We start from the raw sequence: 14,990 nt of genomic DNA on the forward strand, positions 1-14,990 counted from the left end.
GGCGCAGGATTCAGCCCTCCGGCGACCGCGGAGCGGGGGGCCGGGGGCAGAGCCCCCGAAACGCCCCGTGCAACGGACGAAACCCGTCTCCCCAGCAGGGGGAGACGGGTTTCGGTGTATCAGGGCCGCGTACCGCAGGTCAGACGCTGCGGAACGCCAGGACCACGTTGTGACCGCCGAAGCCGAACGAGTTGTTGATGGCGGCGATCGACCCCTCCGGAAGCGGCCGAGGCTCATCGCGCACGATGTCCGCCTCCACCGCCTCGTCGAGGTGCTCCACGTTGATCGTCGGCGGAGCCATCCGGTGGTGCAGCGCCAGGACCGTCGCGACGGTCTCGATGCCGCCCGCACCACCGAGGAGGTGACCGGTCATCGACTTCGTCGCGGAGATCGCGACATGGTCGAGGTCGTCGCCCAGAACCTTGCGCAGAGCCTTCAGCTCCGCGACGTCGCCCTGCGGCGTCGACGTGGCGTGCGCGTTGAGGTGCACGACCTCGGACGGCTTGAGGTCCGTCTGGTCCAGCAGGTTCTGCATCGCGGCGGCGATGCCACGACCGGTCGGCTCGGGCTGGGCGATGTGGTGGGCGTCGGCGGACAGCCCCTGGCCCAGCACCTCGCAGTAGACCTTGGCGCCACGCGCGGCGGCGTGCTCCGCGGACTCCAGGACGACGACCCCGGCACCCTCGCCGAGGACGAAGCCGTCACGGCCCGTGTCGTACGGACGGGAGGCCTTCTCGGGCTCCTCGTTGTGCTTGGACATCGCCATCATGTTGGCGAACGCGGCGATCGGCAGCGGGTGGATCGCCGCCTCGGTGCCACCGGCGAGGACCACATCGGCACGGCCGGTGCGGATCATCTCGACGGCGTACCCGATCGCCTCCGCGCCCGAGGCGCAGGCGGAGACCGGAGTGTGCACACCGGCCTGGGCGTTGACCTCCAGGCCGACGTTGGCGGCCGGGCCGTTGGGCATGAGCATGGGCACGGTGTGCGGGGAGACGCGGCGTACGCCCTTCTCCTTGAGCACGTCGTACTGGTCGAGCAGGGTGATCACGCCGCCGATACCGGAGGCGATGACCGAGCCCAGCCGCTCGGGCCGGACCTTGTCGTCCTCACCGGCCTTGCCGGTGAAGCCGGCGTCCGCCCACGCCTCGCGGGCCGCGATCAGCGCGAACTGCGCCGAGCGGTCCAGCTTGCGGGCGAGCGGGCGGGGCAGGACGTCGCCCGGATCGACGGCCGCGATCGCGGCGATCCGGACGGGCAATTCGGCGAAACGTTCGCCCTCGAGAGGCTTGACGCCGGAACGACCGGCCATCAGACCTTCCCAGGTCGACGCCGAGTCGCCACCCAGCGGAGTGGTTGCGCCGATACCGGTGACGACCACGGTGCGATTGGTCGAGTTCACTGGAAAATCTTCTCCACGTGTAGAGGGTCGTGAATCAGCGGCGCCACCGCCGGGTGGCGACACAGGAGCCGGCCGGATCAGGCCTGGTGCTTGAGGATGTAGTCGGCAGCGTCGCCGACCGTCTTGAGGTTCTTGACGTCCTCGTCGGGGATCTTGACGTCGAAGCGCTCCTCGGCGGCGACGACGACCTCGACCATGGACAGCGAGTCGACGTCCAGGTCGTCGGTGAAGGACTTGTCCAGCTGGACGTCCTCGACCGGGATACCGGCGATCTCGTTGACGATCTCGGCGAGACCGGTGACGATCTCTTCCTGAGTGGCGGCCATGTTGGCGCTCCTTCGGTGTTTATCTGCAGGGTTCGGGCGTCCGGGCCAAAAGGCCTGGTGTGCCTAGGGGAGGGTAACGACCGTCGCGGCGTAGACGAGACCCGCCCCGAAGCCGATGACGAGCGCGGTGTCGCCGCTCTTCGCCTGACCGGTCGCCAGAAGCCGCTCCATAGCGAGCGGAATCGAGGCGGCGGAGGTGTTGCCGGTGGTCTCCACGTCACGGGCGACCGTGACGTTCTCCGGCAGCTTCAGGGTCTTCACCATCGAGTCGATGATCCGCATGTTGGCCTGGTGCGGAATGAAGACGTCCAGGTCTTCCGGGGCGATCCCGGCCGCGTCCAGCGCCTGCTGGGCGACCTTCGCCATCTCGAAGACGGCCCAGCGGAAGACCGCCTGGCCCTCCTGCGTGATGGCGGGGAACTTCTCCGGGCGATCGGCGTGGAACTCGTCCCACGCCACGGTCTGCTTGATCGTCTCGGACTTGTCGCCCTCGGAGCCCCAGACGGTCGGGCCTATGGCCGGCACCTTGGAGGGACCGACGACGACCGCGCCGGCGCCGTCGCCGAAGAGGAAGGCCGTCGCGCGGTCCTCCTTGTCGGTGAGGTCGCTGAGCCGCTCCACGCCGATGACGAGGACGTACTCCGCCGAACCCTCGACGATCATGCCCTTGGCGAGGGTCAGTCCGTAGCCGAAGCCCGCGCAGCCGGCCGAGATGTCGAAGGCGGCGGGCTTGCCCGCGCCGACCTTGTGGGCGATCTCGGTCGCGATGGCCGGGGTCTGCTTGAAGTGCGAGACGGTGGAGACGATCACGGCGCCGATCTGCTCCGGCGTGATCCCGGCATCGGCGATGGCCTTCCCGGACGCCTCCACGGACATCGCGGCCACGGTCTCCTCCTCGGAGGCCCAGTGGCGGGTGGCGATGCCGGAGCGCGAGCGGATCCACTCGTCGGACGAGTCGATCGTCTCGAGGATCACCTCGTTGGGCACGACACGGGTCGGACGGTAGCCGCCGACACCCATGATGCGTGCGTACGGGGCGCCCTGGCTGGGCTTGATCTTCGACATGCTCTCGGGCTCCTTAGGCGCCTGCGTGCTCGGAGATGAGCGCGCGGGCCGCGTCGAGGTCGTCGGGGGTCTTGAGCGCGAGGGTCTGCACACCGGGCATCGCGCGCTTGGCGAGACCCGTGAGGGTGCCGCCGGGGCACACCTCGACCAGAGCCGTGACGCCCATCTCCTTGAAGGTCTCCATGCACAGGTCCCAGCGGACCGGGTTGGCCACCTGGCCGACCAGCCGCGAGATGACCTCGTCGCCGATGGCCACGGGCTTCCCGTCGGCGTTCGAGACATATGTCATGGTCGGGTCGGCGATCTTCAGCGCCAGGGAGGCCTCGCGCAGCCGGTCGACGGCGGGCGCCATGTGGTGCGTGTGGAAGGCGCCGGCGACCTTGAGGGGCACCACGCGGCGTACGCCCTCGGGCATGTCCTCGGTCAGCGCGGCGATCTGCGCGGCGGTGCCGGCGGCGACGATCTGGCCGCCACCGTTGACGTTGGCCGGGGTCAGCCCGAGCTTCTCCAGGTGCGGGACCGTCACCTCGGGATCGCCGCCGAGCAGCGCCGCCATGCCGGTCTCGGTGACTGCCGCGGCGTCGGCCATGGCGAGCCCACGGGTACGTACGAGACGGAGCGCCGTCTCGTCGCCGATGACTCCGGCGAGGGCGGCTGCGGTGATCTCACCCACGCTGTGACCTGCGACGATGTCGGGCGACGCGTCGAGCGCGGCGGCGGACAGCAGACCGGCGGCGACCAGCAGCGGCTGCGCCACCGCGGTGTCACGGATCGCCTCGGCGTCGGCCTCGGTGCCGTAGCGGGCGAGGTCGAGCCCGATGGCGTCGGACCAGGCCGCGACGCGGTCGGCGGCACCGGGGAGGTCGAGCCAGGGAGTCAGGAAGCCGGGCGTCTGAGCGCCTTGGCCGGGAGCGACGAGTACGAGCACCCTCACACTCTCTCTTGTGAACGGTCCGGAACGCCCGTGGGGACAGGGACGAAGAACCGTATGGGGAATTGTTGATGTCCGACAAAAGTCTAGGACTGCGGATCTCTGGCGGCCAAGCGCCCCAGGATCAGGGCGATTCGCAGAGTGAACGCCGAGCGGACATCGGAAGGCGACCATCCGGTGACGTCAGTCACACGTCGGAGCCGGTAGCGCACGGTGTTGGGGTGGACGAAGAGCATCCTGGCCGCGCCCTCCAGGCTGCTCGCCTGCTCCAGATACACACTCAGCGTCTCCAGGAGCGCAGAACCCGCTTCTTCCAGCGGTCTGTAGATCTCCTCCACCAATTGGTCCCGTGCGGCGGGGTCGCCCGCCATTGCGCGCTCCGGCAGCAGATCGTCGGCCAGCACCGGTCGCGGGGCGTCCTGCCAGGCACTGCACGCCTTGAGCCCGGCGGCCGCCGCCTGCGCGGACCGGGTGGCCGCCAGCAGGTCCGACACCACCGGTCCGGCCACGACGGGACCGGCCGCGTACGGGCCGATCAGGGCCTTCGCGACATGCAGCGGGTTGTCGCTGCCGCCCGCGATGACGACCAGCCGGTTGCCGAGCACCCCGGTCAGGACCTGGAGCTTGGCGTGCCGGGCGGCCCGCCGGATCGCCTCGACGGTCAGCTCGCTGTCGCCGTCGGGGGCCGTACCGAGGACCACACAGACATGTTCGGGGGAGTTCCAGCCGAGTGCGGCGGCGCGTGACACGGCGCCCTCGTCGGCCTCGCCGGACAGCACCGCGTTCACCACGAGCGATTCCAGCCGGGCGTCCCAGGCGCCGCGGGCCTCGGCGGCCTGCGCGTACACCTGGGCGGTCGCGAAGGCGATCTCCCGCGCGTAGACGAGCAGTGCCTCCCGCAGCACCGACTCGTCGCCGGGCGCGGCGACCTCCTCGATCGCGGCCTCCATGACCTCGATCGTCGTACGCACCATCTCGACGGTCTGCCGCAGGGTGATCGCCCGGGTCAGCTCGCGCGGAGCAGTACCGAACACATCGGTGGAGATGGCCTGCGGGGTCTCCGGATGCCGGAACCACTCGGTGAACGCGGCGATCCCGGCCTGGGCCACCAGGCCGATCCAGGAACGGTTCTCCGGTGGCATCGCCCGGTACCACGGCAGTGACTCGTCCATGCGGGCGATCGCATTGGCGGCCAGTCGGCCGGAGGACTGCTCCAGCCGTTTCAGGGTCGCGGCATGCAGGTGGGCGGCGTTCGCAGCGGGCTGCTCAGGATCGGGTCGGGGCACGGACACAAGACTGCCTTATCGGGCCACGTGCACGGAGGGCCGGGGCGGCCGCGGGTCGTACTGCCGAGTAGCGGCCGGGGGGTCCGGGTGTGCTCCGGCAGGACTACCGTGGGCGGGTGATTTCCGTACACCGAGCCGAAGACCGCTTCACGGGCGGGGACCGGGCCGCCGGCATCCTGTCCCGGCACGCCTTCTCCTTCGGCAGCTTCTACGACCCGGACAATCTGCGCTTCGGCGCGGTCCTGGCGTGCAACGCGGAACGGCTGGAGCCCGGCGCGGGCTTCGACGAACACCCCCACAGCCACACGGAGATCGTCACCTGGGTCGTCGAGGGCGAGCTGACCCACCGCGATTCGACCGGTCACGCCACGGTCGTACGGGCCGGGGACCTTCAGCACCTCAGCGCCGCGGCCGGAGTGCGTCACATCGAACGCAATGACGGAGACGGTCCGCTGACGTTCATTCAGATGTGGCTGGCGCCGCTCGAACCGGGCGGCGAACCTTCGTACACGATCGTTCCCGGCATCGCCGACTCCACCCCCTATGCACTCCCGGAAGCGGGGGCCATGCTGCACGTGCGCAGACTGGCCCCCGAGGAGCGCACGGCGGTACCGGACGCGGCGCGGGTGTACGTCCACGTGGTCGCCGGGGGCGTGCGGCTCGGCGACGAGGAGCTGGAGGCCGGCGACTCGGTGCGGATCGCCGACGAGGAGGGACTGGAGCTGGTGGCGGCCGGGGCGGCTGAGGTGCTGATCTGGGAACTGTCGGCCTGAGCTACCGGCCGGTGTCCCGACGCCACATCGACCACATCGGCGGCCCCGCCCGGAACGTCATCTCCTCCTGCACGGCGAAGCCGTGGCGCCGGTAGAAGGTCAGATTGCGGCGGTTGCTCGACTCCAGGAACACCGGCCGCCCGTCCGCGTCCGCCTGCTCCAGCAGCCCGCCGAGCACCTGCGATCCCCGCCCGGTACCGCGCGCGTCCGCGTGGGTGCCGATGTACTCGACGTACCAGTGCGAGGGGTCGGCCGGGTGGCGGTGCTCCAGCGCGAGCAACCGCATTCCGGTCCTGGGCAGTTGGGCCCGCCCCGCCCGCAGGAGCGTGCCCGCGTTGCGGAGCAGATACCCCACAGGCAGCTTCCACTTCCCGGGCTCCGCCCACACCGCCGCCACCGTGCGGTCCGGATCGGTCCACACCCGGCCCGCCGGGACCTGCTGCGTCAGATGCGCGGTGAACAGCAGCCGCAGCCTCCGGTCCCGGTCGCGCGGCATCAGCCAGGACCAGACGGGGTCATCGGCGTAGGCACTGGCGAGTACGGAAGCGAGCGCCGGGACGTCGGAGGCGGTAGCGCGGACTATGTCGGCCATGGCCGAGGAGGGTAGACGCGCTAACGAAGCGTGTCCACGAAGGTCCGCCAGGCGTCGGCCCCGACGACCAGGACGGGGCCGTCCGGGTTCTTGCTGTCGCGCACGGGTACGGCGCAGGGGAGGCTGTCGGCCACCTCGACGCAGTCGCCGCCGGTGTTTCCGCTGTAACTCGACTTACGCCATGCCGCGCCGCCGGTGACGGTGCACTCGACGCACTCGCCGCCGGTGCTTCCGCTGTAACTCGACTTACGCCACCGCGCGCTCTTCAGGTCGCGACTGGTCTCCATAACGCTCCTCCATCACGCGGGCGATCAGGACCGCTGAATCCTCGACGGAGAGGGCTGCGGCCTGCAAGCGAGCGTAACGGAGCGCGGCTTCCCTTACTGTTTCGCGGTTGGCGGTCATATGACCGGAGACGATGTCCTCCGTATAGACGATGTCAGGGTCGTCGTCGAAGCGCATCGTGGTGAACGCGCCATCCAGGCTCGCGTGTTGACCGGCCGCGAAGGGCAGCACCTGGATCTGCATCCATCGGTGACCAGCGAACTCCAACAATCGGAGGAGTTGCTTCCGCATGACCTCGCGGCCGCCGATCGGCCGGTGCAGCACAGCCTCATCAAGGACGACCCAGGCGAGCGGCGGCCGTTCCCGCTCCAGGATGCGCTGGCGCTCCATCCGAGCCGCCAGCAGGCCTTCGAGGTCATCCGGCATGCCGGTGGCCAGCACTGCCCGCGCGTACTCCTCCGTCTGCAACAGCCCGTACACCAACTGCGCCTGGTACGTGGAGATGTACGCCGCACGGGCCTCCATGTCCGCGTACGGCTGGAACCAGGTCGGCAGTTGGCTGCGCAGGACCAGGCCGACGAGGCGCGAGAACACGCCGTCCGTGCCGAGTGCCGCGTCCACCCGCTCGGAGAAGTCGCGGGTGGGGATCTTCTTCGTGGTCTCGATCTGGCCGATCAGGGAGCCGGTGCAGAAGATGATGTCGCCGAGCTGACCCTGCTTGAGATTGCCGGCCTCTCTCTGGCGGCGCAGCTCCCAGCCGTAGTAGTCCAACGGGGAAGCGCTGGGGTCGAGTGACTGGACGTTGGCCACGGCGGGGGCACCTCCGGCATTCAACGCCTCGCGGCGTTCGTTTCCGTACGTAGCCGAGCGTAATCATGTCGCTGCACGCTGGTGACATGAATCACGTAATTGATCCGCAGGCCGACGATCTGCTGGAGGCCACCTACCGAGCCGACTTCGCGATGGGCGAGCACTCGGCCCGGCATCTGCGCCACATCCTGCGTCTCTACCTCACCGTCTGGGGTCTCCTCGACGTGGCCGACGCGGCCGAGTTGGCGCTCACGGAGCTGATCGCCAATGTCGTACGGCATGTCCCCGGCCGCCGCTGCCAGACGCTCATCTTCCTGCTCCCGGCCGGGGGCGTGCGCGTCGAGGTCGCGGACGGCTGTCCGGAACTGCCCCGCGCGGTCATGGGTGATGCCCTCGACGAGGGCGGGCGGGGGCTGGTCCTGGTCGATGCTGTCACCGACGGCTGGGGCGTGGAGCCGCGCCGCGACGGCCGCGGCAAGACGGTGTGGTTCGAGTGCCTGGCCGCGAAAGCGGCCGACGGATGATCTCTCTCAGCGGCCGGAACGGAGCTCCGCGAGCACCGCGTCCGTGAACGGAGGCCACACCTCGACCGCCCACGGGCCGAAGGCCCGGTCGGTGAGCGCGACGCACGCCGCGCCCGCCACCGGGTCGATCCACAGGAAGGTCCCGGACTGCCCGAAGTGCCCGAAGGTCGCGGGTGACGAGGAACTGCCCGTCCAGTGCGGTGACTTGTGGTCCCGGATCTCGAAGCCGAGACCCCAGTCGTTGGGGTTCTGGTGGCCGTAGCCCGGCAGCACACCCTTCAGGCCGGGGTGGACGACGGTCTGCGCGGCCAGCACCGTACGCGGGTCGAGCAGCCGCGGTGCCTGCACCTCCGCCGCGAACCGAGCCAGATCATCGACGGTCGAGACACCGTCCTTGGCGGGCGAGCCGTCCACCGTGGTCGACACCATGCCCAGTGGCTCCAGCACCGCCTGGCGCACATACTCCGGGAACGGGATGTCGGTGGCCTTGGCAATATGGTCGCCGAGCACCTCGAAGCCGGCATTGGAGTAGAGCCGACGAGTGCCCGGGGCGGCCGTCACCCGGTGCTCGTCGAAGGCGAGCCCGCTGGTGTGCGCGAGCAGATGCCGGACGGTGGAGCCCTCGGGCCCGGCCGGCTCGTCGAGCTCGACCGCGCCCTCCTCGTACGCCACGAGCGCCGCGTAGGCCGCGATCGGCTTGGTGACGGAGGCGAGCGGGAAACGGTGCGCGGTCGGACCATGCGTACCGACGACGGTGCCGTCCGCTCGTACGACGGCCGCCGCCGCGGTGGGGACGGGCCAGTTGTCGATCATCGCCAGGCTCTGCATACGTACGAGCCTAAAGGGCCGTCCTGCACGGTTCGGAGGGGGTGGCCCGGCCACCGTCGAAACCCGTCACCGATTGCGCTTGCTTCGAGTGCACTCCAAGGTTCTAGCGTGGAGGTCATGACGGTGATGGAGAGCACTTCCGTAAAGACGGACGCATGCGCATCGGCACCCAGGGCGCATCCGCGCCCCGAGGGCCAGGACCGCTACACCATCAGTGAGGTCGCCGCCTTCACCGGGCTCACCGCGCACACCCTGCGCTGGTACGAGCGGATCGGGCTGATGCCGCACGTCGACCGTTCGCACACCGGCCAGCGGCGCTTCACCAACCGTGATCTGGACTGGCTGGCCTTCGTCGGCAAGCTGCGGCTGACCGGAATGCCGGTCGCCGACATGGTCCGGTACGCGGAGCTGCTGCGCGAGGGCGAGCACACCTTCGAGGAACGGCAGGAGCTGCTGGAGTCGACCCGCCGCGACGTGCAGACGCGGATCGCGGAGCTCCAGGACACCCTCGCCGTCCTCGACCACAAGATCGACTTCTATGCGAGTGCCCGACGGGCGCCGGAAAGGCCCTGTGCCTGATGACTGACAACAAGATCACCACCGTGGAGCTCGGAAACGGCGGCCCGCAGGTCGGCGTGCAGGGGCTCGGCTGCATGGGCATGAGCGAGTTCTACGGGGACACCGATGAGTCCTCCGCCCGCGAGACGCTGGAGACGGCGCTGACGGCGGGCGTCACGCTCTTCGACACCGCAGATGTGTACGGTCGCGGCGCCAACGAGAAGTTCCTGGCGCCGTTCGTCGGGGCGCACCGGGACGAGATCACCCTCGCCACGAAGTTCGCCATGGAGCGGACCGATGACCCGCACTACCGAGGCGTGCGCAACGACCCCGCGTACATCCGCCAGGCCGTCGAGGACAGTCTTCGTCGCCTGAACACCGACGTCATCGACCTGTACTACATGCACCGCCGCGACCCGGCCGTCCCGCTGGCCGAGTCCGTAGGCGCGATGGCCGAGCTGGTGCAGCAGGGCAAGGTCAAGCAGCTCGGACTGAGCGAGGTGACCGGCGCGGAGCTGCGCGAGGCGTACGCCGTGCACCCGATCGCCGCCCTGCAGTCCGAGTGGTCGCTCTTCAGCCGGGACGTCGAGCGCAGCGCCGTGCCCGCCGCGGTCGAGCTCGGGGTGACCTTCGTGCCGTACTCGCCGCTGGGCCGGGGCTTTTTGACCGGGGCGTTCACGGACGCGGCCAAGGACCTGTCGGAGGGCGACTTCCGCAAGTACCAGCCTCGCTTCACCGGCGACAACGCGAAGACGAACGCTGCCCTGCTGGAGCCCGTACACAAGATCGCGGCGGCGCACGGTGCGTCGGCCGCGCAGGTGGCGCTCGCCTGGGTGCAGCAGCGGGCCCAGGTGCACGGTCTGACCGTGGTGCCGATCCCGGGCACCCGTAAGAGCAGCCGGCTGCTGGAGAACGTGGCCGCCACCCGGCTCACCCTGACCGCACAGGAGCTGGCACTGCTGGAGCCGATCGCGGGGCAGGTGGCGGGGGACCGGTACCCGGACATGAGCTCGACGTCCGCGGCGCGCGAGTAGCCGCCCGCCCGGGGCTCACCGCGCCTTCCCCTCGGTGATCGCGGCGAAGGCGCGGGCCGAGTCCGTGCCCGGGGCGAAGCAGCCGGTGTGCCCGCGGGTGTCGTCGGCCGGGACGCGGTGTGCGCCGAACCGGGTGACGGGTGGCCGGAGGGCGGATGGGAGAAACGACCTCACCCCTCGCCCGGCACCACCACCCCCGCCTCGTACGCGAATATCACCGCCTGCGCGCGATCCCGCAGCTCCAGCTTGCCCAGCACCCGTCCGATATGCGTCTTGACGGTCTGCTCGGCCAGCACCAGCCGCCCCGCGATCTCCTGGTTGGACAACCCCCGCGCAATCAGCTCCAGCACCTCCGTCTCGCGCGGAGTCAGCCCCTTCAGCCGCAGCGACTGCCCGCTCCGGGTGGCCCCGGACGGCCCCTGCCGGGCGAAGTCCGCGATCAGGCGACGCGTCACGGACGGCGCCAGCAGCGCCTCGCCCGCCGCGACCACCCGTACCGCCGAGATCAGATCCGCCGGCGGTGCGTCCTTCAGCAGGAAGCCGGACGCCCCGGCGCGCAGCGCCTCGTACACGTAGTCGTCCACGTCGAACGTGGTGAGCATCAGCACCTTGGGCAGGTGTGTCACCCCCGCCGGCGGGTTCAGCAGCTCGCGGGCCGCCGCCAGACCGTCCATCTCGGGCATCCGGACATCCATCAGGACCACGTCCGGCTGGACCCTCCGGCTGGTGTCGACGCCCTGGCGCCCGTCCGGCGCCTCACCGACCACGTCGATGTCGCTCTGTGCCGAGAGCAGTGCCGCGAACCCCGCCCGCACCATGGCCTGGTCGTCGACGATGATCACGCGGATGGTCAAGAGTCCTCCGAGGTCGGGGGCGGAGCCGGGGCGAGAGGCAGCCGCGCCGCCAGCCGGAAGCCGCCGTCGGGCAGGGGCCCGGTGTCCAGCGTGCCGCCCGTCAACCGTACGCGTTCGCGCATGCCGACCAGGCCGTGCCCGGTCCCGGTCGTCTCCAGCGGCGAACCGGGCTGCTCCGCCCGGTCGTTGACCACCAGCACGGTCAGGTGCTCACCGTCGGACGTGATCGACACCCGGGTCCGCGCTCCGGGCGCGTGCCGGACCACGTTCGCCAGGGCCTCCTGCACGATCCGGTACGCCGACAGATCCACCGCCTGCGGTACGTCCGGCAGTTGAGCGGAGAGCGACAGCTCGGCCGGCAGCCCCGCCCGCACCGTCGCCTCCACCAGCTGCTGCACCCGGTCGAGCCCCGGCTGCGGTGCCCGCTCGCCCTCCGTGCCGTCGCTGCGCAGCACCGCGAGCAGCCGCCGCATCTCCGTCAGCGACTCCCGCGCGCTCGCCGCGATCGCACCGAACTCCTCGCGCGCCTCCTCGGGCAGCCCGCTGATCCGGTAGGGCGCGGAGTCGGCCTGGACCGTGATCACGGACATGTGGTGCGCGACCACGTCGTGCAGCTCACGGGCGATCCTGGTGCGCTCCTCCAGCAGTGTCCGCTGCGCCCGCTCGGACTCACTGATGGTCTCCTGCTCGGCGAGCCGACGCTGCGCGTCGCCACGTTCCCGTACCGCCGCACCGATCAGCAGGACCACCGCACCGAGGATCACGAGCAGCAGCGCGCTGCCGTTGCTGCGGCCCGGGGAGATCAGCTGCAGGATCAGGCTCGCCGCACCCGTCGCCACCCAGACCGCGACCAGGGTCCGCCGGGTCTCGCGCAGCGCCAGCGCGAGCAGCAGGAAGAGATAGCCGATCAGGGTGGGCGGGGGCCATGGCCAGATCTCGTACTCGTGGACCGGATACCCGAGCAGCACGGCCGCGCCCAGGATGTCGGCGGGGAAGACGATCCACCAGGCCTGCAGCGGCCGGTGCGCCAGCATCAGCAGCGGTGCGGCCTGCGCGACGGCCAGGATTCCCGCCAGTCCTCCGATCACGCCGTACTGCTCGGTCAGGACGTTGATCGTGACCGGGATGAAGATCGCGGCGAGGGCGAGGACGACCACGTACGGCAGCAGCCGCAGCCGGTGTTTCGGTGCGTGGGCCAGGGGTGGCACCGGGGGATGGGACGGGTGCAGGAGCCCGTGAGCGATCTCGCGCAGATTGCGCCGGGCGGCGCTCAGCAGGCCGTCGGCGGCGGGTGGAGTGGGCGGCGGGGAAGTGGTCATGGCCCGATCAGGGTAGGGAGCGGACCGGCCCGGTGTCGTCATACCCGGGTTTCGGTCCGCCTCCATGCTTCTCGTACGGGAGTACTACCGGCGGGCCTGACACACCTACAGCTCGGCGAGCAGCTGGGCCTTCTTCGCACTGAACTCGTCGTCCGTCACCAGACCCGCCCGGTGCAGTTCCCCGAGGTGCCGGATCCGCTCGGCGATGTCCGCGGGATCGCGCCGCCCCGCGCCTGCCAAAACGGTGGCCGGCGCGGCGGGAGCCGACTGCTTCCTGCGTACGGATTCCAGTACGGCCGCGGCGAACGGCAGCGACTCGTGCACCGGGCCGTAGCCGAGGCCGAAGACCACGGCAGCCGGGTCCTGATCGGCCCGGGCGGGGCGGGGGGTCATCGGCTGTGCGCTCTGCACCGTGCCTGGACCGAGCCTCGTGACCGGCTCCGTACCCATGCCGAGGCCGGTACCCGGGCCCGGTCCCTGGGCCGCACCTTCCTGGCCTCTCGGCACCAGCCGCAGATAGCCGTCGAAGGCCTCCGGCGAGCGCCACTCGACGCCGCTCAGCTCCGTCACCGGGAACGTCTGGTCGCCGGCCTTCCACTTCGCCGTGGAGGCTCCCGTCCAGAACCACCGGAAGGAGACCCGGTCCCCGTCGAAACCGGCCCGGCCGTCGTACGCCTTGAACTGCATCGGCGCCTCGGGGGCCGTGACCAGGAACCGGTCGGCGGGCTCCGAGGCGTCAGGACCGAGCAGGGCGCGCAGTTCGTCCGCGTAGTACTCGGCGAGCGTCTCGCGCTCGGCGGGGAGCACCAGCCGGTACGGATCGCAGCCGTCCTTCAGCTGCCCGGCCGCAGCCTCCAGCAACGGGTCGGCACCGGGTCTCGGCACCGCGTGCAGGACCACCGTGCCCCGCTTGCCCGGGGTCAGCGTCACCGATGACAGCGCCGCGTGCGGGACGCGGCGCTCACGCAGGCTCTGGAAGAGCTTCGGCGTGCGTATTCCCCGTTCGAAGCGGATGAGCACGGAGTCGGTGTCGAACTCCCAGGTGGCATGAATTCCGGCCAGCACATCACCCATGTGCCTCATCGTATGCGGCACTTGCCCGCACGTCCCCCCTCGGCGTAAGTCCCGATATGCGGCCGACCACGGCTCGCTCTGCCCGTCAGATTCCCTGGCTGCTGGTGACTCCGTCGTGGCAGGCGCTGTCGGAGTTCGCACAGCTGATCGAGCTGTAGGCCCCCACGCCAATGGAGGCGAAGTTGCTGAGGCTCTCGGTGCCCGGCTCGAAATAGCCGCTGTGCCCGACCGCGTCGGCCGCCGAGACGATGCGTGCGCCGAAGCCCGGGTCGACCGGATCGGCACCGTGCCCGAGACCGCCCAGCTCCAGGTTCGGTACGTCCTCGATCCAGTCGTCGTGGTCCCGCATGGCCCACACCCTGGCCCCGGTGTGCAGCTGTCCCGCGTTCTCCACCCGCATGCCGGGGCTGCCCGCGACCGCGATGTCGGCGACCCTGGCGGGCAGTTCATGTGCGGCGACACCGCACAGCACCGAGCCGTAACTGTGGCAGAACAGCGAGACCGGGGCGTCCCCGGGCAGCGCTCCCACCAGCGCGTTCAGCCGCACCGCCCCGCGCTCGGCGAGGTTTCCCAGGGCCGCGTCCATACCGATTCCGGCGGGCGTGGTGTAGTCGGCCCAGGCGATGACGGCGGTACGGGTGCCCGGGCTCGCGGCGCGCTCCGCCGCGTACAGCGACTTCGCCATACCGACCGGCGCGGCGTTCACCTTGGGGGCGGGCCGCTCCAGCGTCAGCAGGTTGGTGTCGACGCCGGGGACGATCACGGAGACCCGTTCGGCCAGGTCGAGATCACCGAACACCTCTGCGGCCCGGCCCTTTCCGGACGGGTCGAAGGCGAGGATGTGCCGCCCCTCGGCGAGCATCGACCGGAAGCGGTTCATCCGGCGGAGCGCCTCGGCGCGGCCGTCGGGGGAGAGCCTGGCGTCGTGCATGCGCTGCCGCTCGACCGTCCCCGCCTGCACCAGGGCCAGCCGGTTGGCGTGGTAGCGCAGGGTCACCGGGGCGCCGTTCAGATTGCCCACGACCAAGGGGTACTTGTCGGCAAGACCGGTGCGCTGAGCGGCCGTGAGCGTGGCGAAGAACTGCGCCAGGCGGTGCGGCGGTGCGTCGGCGTCCGGCAGCGCGCGGCCCGCCACGTGGCCCCGGGCCCAGGAGGCGAGTGCGACGGTGCGTGGCTCGTCGGAGTGCGGGTGACGTACGGCGGTCCAGCCAGTGGTCGCCAGCATCACGAACACAACCGCGACGGCGAGCAGCGCGCGCCATGCGGTGAGCGTGGGGGAGGAGTCGAAGGAAGTCACTTCGGCCCACATTAGGAGACGCGCGACGGCAG

Annotated in this window: 18 protein-coding genes; 4 read left to right on the forward strand and 14 right to left on the reverse strand. The window is 70.6% G+C overall.

All coding sequences use genetic code 11. From position 1 onward, the window contains the following. Positions 1–139: 139 nt before the first annotated feature. The 5 genes from fabF to ACFVYE_RS14455 all read right to left on the reverse strand — a co-directional run bounded on the left by fabF (position 140) and on the right by ACFVYE_RS14455 (position 5,010). Positions 140–1,402, reverse strand: a complete 1,263-nt coding sequence (fabF, locus tag ACFVYE_RS14435) for a beta-ketoacyl-ACP synthase II (RefSeq protein ID WP_383962577.1) — start codon at positions 1,400–1,402, stop codon at positions 140–142. A 77-nt stretch (positions 1,403–1,479) separates the two neighbouring features. After that, on the reverse strand, positions 1,480–1,728 hold the full coding sequence (locus ACFVYE_RS14440) for an acyl carrier protein (RefSeq protein WP_024490626.1): 249 nt from the start codon (positions 1,726–1,728) through the stop codon (positions 1,480–1,482). A gap of 63 nt (positions 1,729–1,791) precedes the next feature. Beyond that, positions 1,792–2,793 (reverse strand): ketoacyl-ACP synthase III, encoded by a 1,002-nt coding sequence (locus tag ACFVYE_RS14445; RefSeq protein WP_383962581.1) that lies wholly within the window; start codon positions 2,791–2,793, stop codon positions 1,792–1,794. Between the two features lie 13 nt (positions 2,794–2,806). Further along, the gene (locus ACFVYE_RS14450; RefSeq protein WP_383962583.1) at positions 2,807–3,721 is read right to left on the reverse strand and encodes an ACP S-malonyltransferase; all 915 of its coding nucleotides are present in this window, start codon (positions 3,719–3,721) and stop codon (positions 2,807–2,809) included. Positions 3,722–3,810: 89 nt separating this feature from the next. Continuing rightward, the gene (locus ACFVYE_RS14455; protein ID WP_383962586.1) at positions 3,811–5,010 is read right to left on the reverse strand and encodes a PucR family transcriptional regulator; all 1,200 of its coding nucleotides are present in this window, start codon (positions 5,008–5,010) and stop codon (positions 3,811–3,813) included. 116 nt (positions 5,011–5,126) lie between these two features. Between ACFVYE_RS14455 and ACFVYE_RS14460 the strand changes: the two genes are divergently transcribed. After that, entirely contained in the window at positions 5,127–5,783 is a 657-nt protein-coding gene (locus ACFVYE_RS14460; RefSeq protein WP_383962589.1) for a pirin family protein, read from the forward strand. Between the two features lies 1 nt (position 5,784). Here ACFVYE_RS14460 and ACFVYE_RS14465 read toward each other — a convergent pair whose 3' ends face one another. Genes ACFVYE_RS14465 through ACFVYE_RS14475 form a run of 3 tightly spaced genes read right to left on the reverse strand, consistent with a single transcriptional unit; the run spans position 5,785 to position 7,470 of the window. Further along, positions 5,785–6,375, reverse strand: a complete 591-nt coding sequence (locus ACFVYE_RS14465) for a GNAT family N-acetyltransferase (RefSeq protein WP_383962592.1) — start codon at positions 6,373–6,375, stop codon at positions 5,785–5,787. Positions 6,376–6,395: 20 nt separating this feature from the next. Next, positions 6,396–6,662 carry a DUF397 domain-containing protein gene (locus tag ACFVYE_RS14470; RefSeq protein WP_383962595.1) on the reverse strand — a complete coding sequence of 89 codons (267 nt, stop codon included), beginning with the start codon at positions 6,660–6,662 and terminating at the stop codon, positions 6,396–6,398. Then, positions 6,622–7,470 (reverse strand): helix-turn-helix transcriptional regulator, encoded by an 849-nt coding sequence (locus ACFVYE_RS14475; RefSeq protein ID WP_383962598.1) that lies wholly within the window; start codon positions 7,468–7,470, stop codon positions 6,622–6,624. The genes ACFVYE_RS14470 and ACFVYE_RS14475 overlap by 41 nt, the downstream gene beginning before the upstream one ends. Positions 7,471–7,556: 86 nt before the next feature. On the opposite strand from ACFVYE_RS14475, the gene ACFVYE_RS14480 reads away from it, so the two are divergent. Next, positions 7,557–7,994 carry an ATP-binding protein gene (locus tag ACFVYE_RS14480; RefSeq protein ID WP_383962601.1) on the forward strand — a complete coding sequence of 146 codons (438 nt, stop codon included), beginning with the start codon at positions 7,557–7,559 and terminating at the stop codon, positions 7,992–7,994. A gap of 6 nt (positions 7,995–8,000) precedes the next feature. On the opposite strand, the gene ACFVYE_RS14485 is transcribed toward ACFVYE_RS14480, so the two are convergent. Next, the gene (locus ACFVYE_RS14485; protein ID WP_383962604.1) at positions 8,001–8,822 is read right to left on the reverse strand and encodes a serine hydrolase domain-containing protein; all 822 of its coding nucleotides are present in this window, start codon (positions 8,820–8,822) and stop codon (positions 8,001–8,003) included. A 117-nt stretch (positions 8,823–8,939) separates the two neighbouring features. Between ACFVYE_RS14485 and ACFVYE_RS14490 the strand changes: the two genes are divergently transcribed. Together ACFVYE_RS14490 and ACFVYE_RS14495 are read left to right on the forward strand one after the other, a co-directional pair. Beyond that, complete coding sequence (locus tag ACFVYE_RS14490; protein ID WP_383962607.1) at positions 8,940–9,401, forward strand: MerR family transcriptional regulator; 462 nt, start codon at positions 8,940–8,942, stop codon at positions 9,399–9,401. Further along, positions 9,401–10,414 carry an aldo/keto reductase gene (locus ACFVYE_RS14495; RefSeq protein WP_389605705.1) on the forward strand — a complete coding sequence of 338 codons (1,014 nt, stop codon included), beginning with the start codon at positions 9,401–9,403 and terminating at the stop codon, positions 10,412–10,414. Before ACFVYE_RS14490 ends, ACFVYE_RS14495 begins: the two co-directional genes overlap by 1 nt. A gap of 15 nt (positions 10,415–10,429) precedes the next feature. Here ACFVYE_RS14495 and ACFVYE_RS14500 read toward each other — a convergent pair whose 3' ends face one another. From ACFVYE_RS14500 to ACFVYE_RS14520, 5 genes are all read right to left on the reverse strand, one after another. Further along, the gene (locus ACFVYE_RS14500) at positions 10,430–10,588 is read right to left on the reverse strand and encodes a hypothetical protein (protein WP_383962613.1); all 159 of its coding nucleotides are present in this window, start codon (positions 10,586–10,588) and stop codon (positions 10,430–10,432) included. Next, positions 10,585–11,268, reverse strand: a complete 684-nt coding sequence (locus ACFVYE_RS14505; RefSeq protein WP_383962615.1) for a response regulator — start codon at positions 11,266–11,268, stop codon at positions 10,585–10,587. The genes ACFVYE_RS14500 and ACFVYE_RS14505 overlap by 4 nt, the downstream gene beginning before the upstream one ends. Continuing rightward, entirely contained in the window at positions 11,265–12,587 is a 1,323-nt protein-coding gene (locus tag ACFVYE_RS14510) for a sensor histidine kinase (RefSeq protein WP_383962618.1), read from the reverse strand. The genes ACFVYE_RS14505 and ACFVYE_RS14510 overlap by 4 nt, the downstream gene beginning before the upstream one ends. 105 nt (positions 12,588–12,692) lie before the next feature. Beyond that, entirely contained in the window at positions 12,693–13,661 is a 969-nt protein-coding gene (locus tag ACFVYE_RS14515) for a DUF4429 domain-containing protein (protein ID WP_383962621.1), read from the reverse strand. 85 nt (positions 13,662–13,746) lie between these two features. Beyond that, positions 13,747–14,958, reverse strand: a complete 1,212-nt coding sequence (locus ACFVYE_RS14520; protein ID WP_383962624.1) for an alpha/beta hydrolase — start codon at positions 14,956–14,958, stop codon at positions 13,747–13,749. Between the last annotated feature and the right edge of the window lie 32 nt (positions 14,959–14,990).

This window comes from Streptomyces sp. NPDC058239, assembly GCF_042882185.1.
Classification (GTDB): Bacteria; Actinomycetota; Actinomycetes; order Streptomycetales; family Streptomycetaceae; genus Streptomyces.

What these genes read in the sequence shown, in the direction of transcription:
- ACFVYE_RS14495 (WP_389605705.1), top strand. Translation starts at nt 9,401, where the DNA reads ATGACTGACAACAAGATCACCACCGTGGAGCTCGGAAACGGCGGCCCG.
- ACFVYE_RS14510 (WP_383962618.1), bottom strand. Translation starts at nt 12,587, where the DNA reads ATGACCACTTCCCCGCCGCCCACTCCACCCGCCGCCGACGGCCTGCTG.
- ACFVYE_RS14465 (WP_383962592.1), bottom strand. Translation starts at nt 6,375, where the DNA reads ATGGCCGACATAGTCCGCGCTACCGCCTCCGACGTCCCGGCGCTCGCT.
- ACFVYE_RS14485 (WP_383962604.1), bottom strand. Translation starts at nt 8,822, where the DNA reads ATGCAGAGCCTGGCGATGATCGACAACTGGCCCGTCCCCACCGCGGCG.
- ACFVYE_RS14445 (WP_383962581.1), bottom strand. Translation starts at nt 2,793, where the DNA reads ATGTCGAAGATCAAGCCCAGCCAGGGCGCCCCGTACGCACGCATCATG.
- ACFVYE_RS14440 (WP_024490626.1), bottom strand. Translation starts at nt 1,728, where the DNA reads ATGGCCGCCACTCAGGAAGAGATCGTCACCGGTCTCGCCGAGATCGTC.
- ACFVYE_RS14515 (WP_383962621.1), bottom strand. Translation starts at nt 13,661, where the DNA reads ATGGGTGATGTGCTGGCCGGAATTCATGCCACCTGGGAGTTCGACACC.
- ACFVYE_RS14490 (WP_383962607.1), top strand. Translation starts at nt 8,940, where the DNA reads ATGACGGTGATGGAGAGCACTTCCGTAAAGACGGACGCATGCGCATCG.
- ACFVYE_RS14480 (WP_383962601.1), top strand. Translation starts at nt 7,557, where the DNA reads ATGAATCACGTAATTGATCCGCAGGCCGACGATCTGCTGGAGGCCACC.
- ACFVYE_RS14470 (WP_383962595.1), bottom strand. Translation starts at nt 6,662, where the DNA reads ATGGAGACCAGTCGCGACCTGAAGAGCGCGCGGTGGCGTAAGTCGAGT.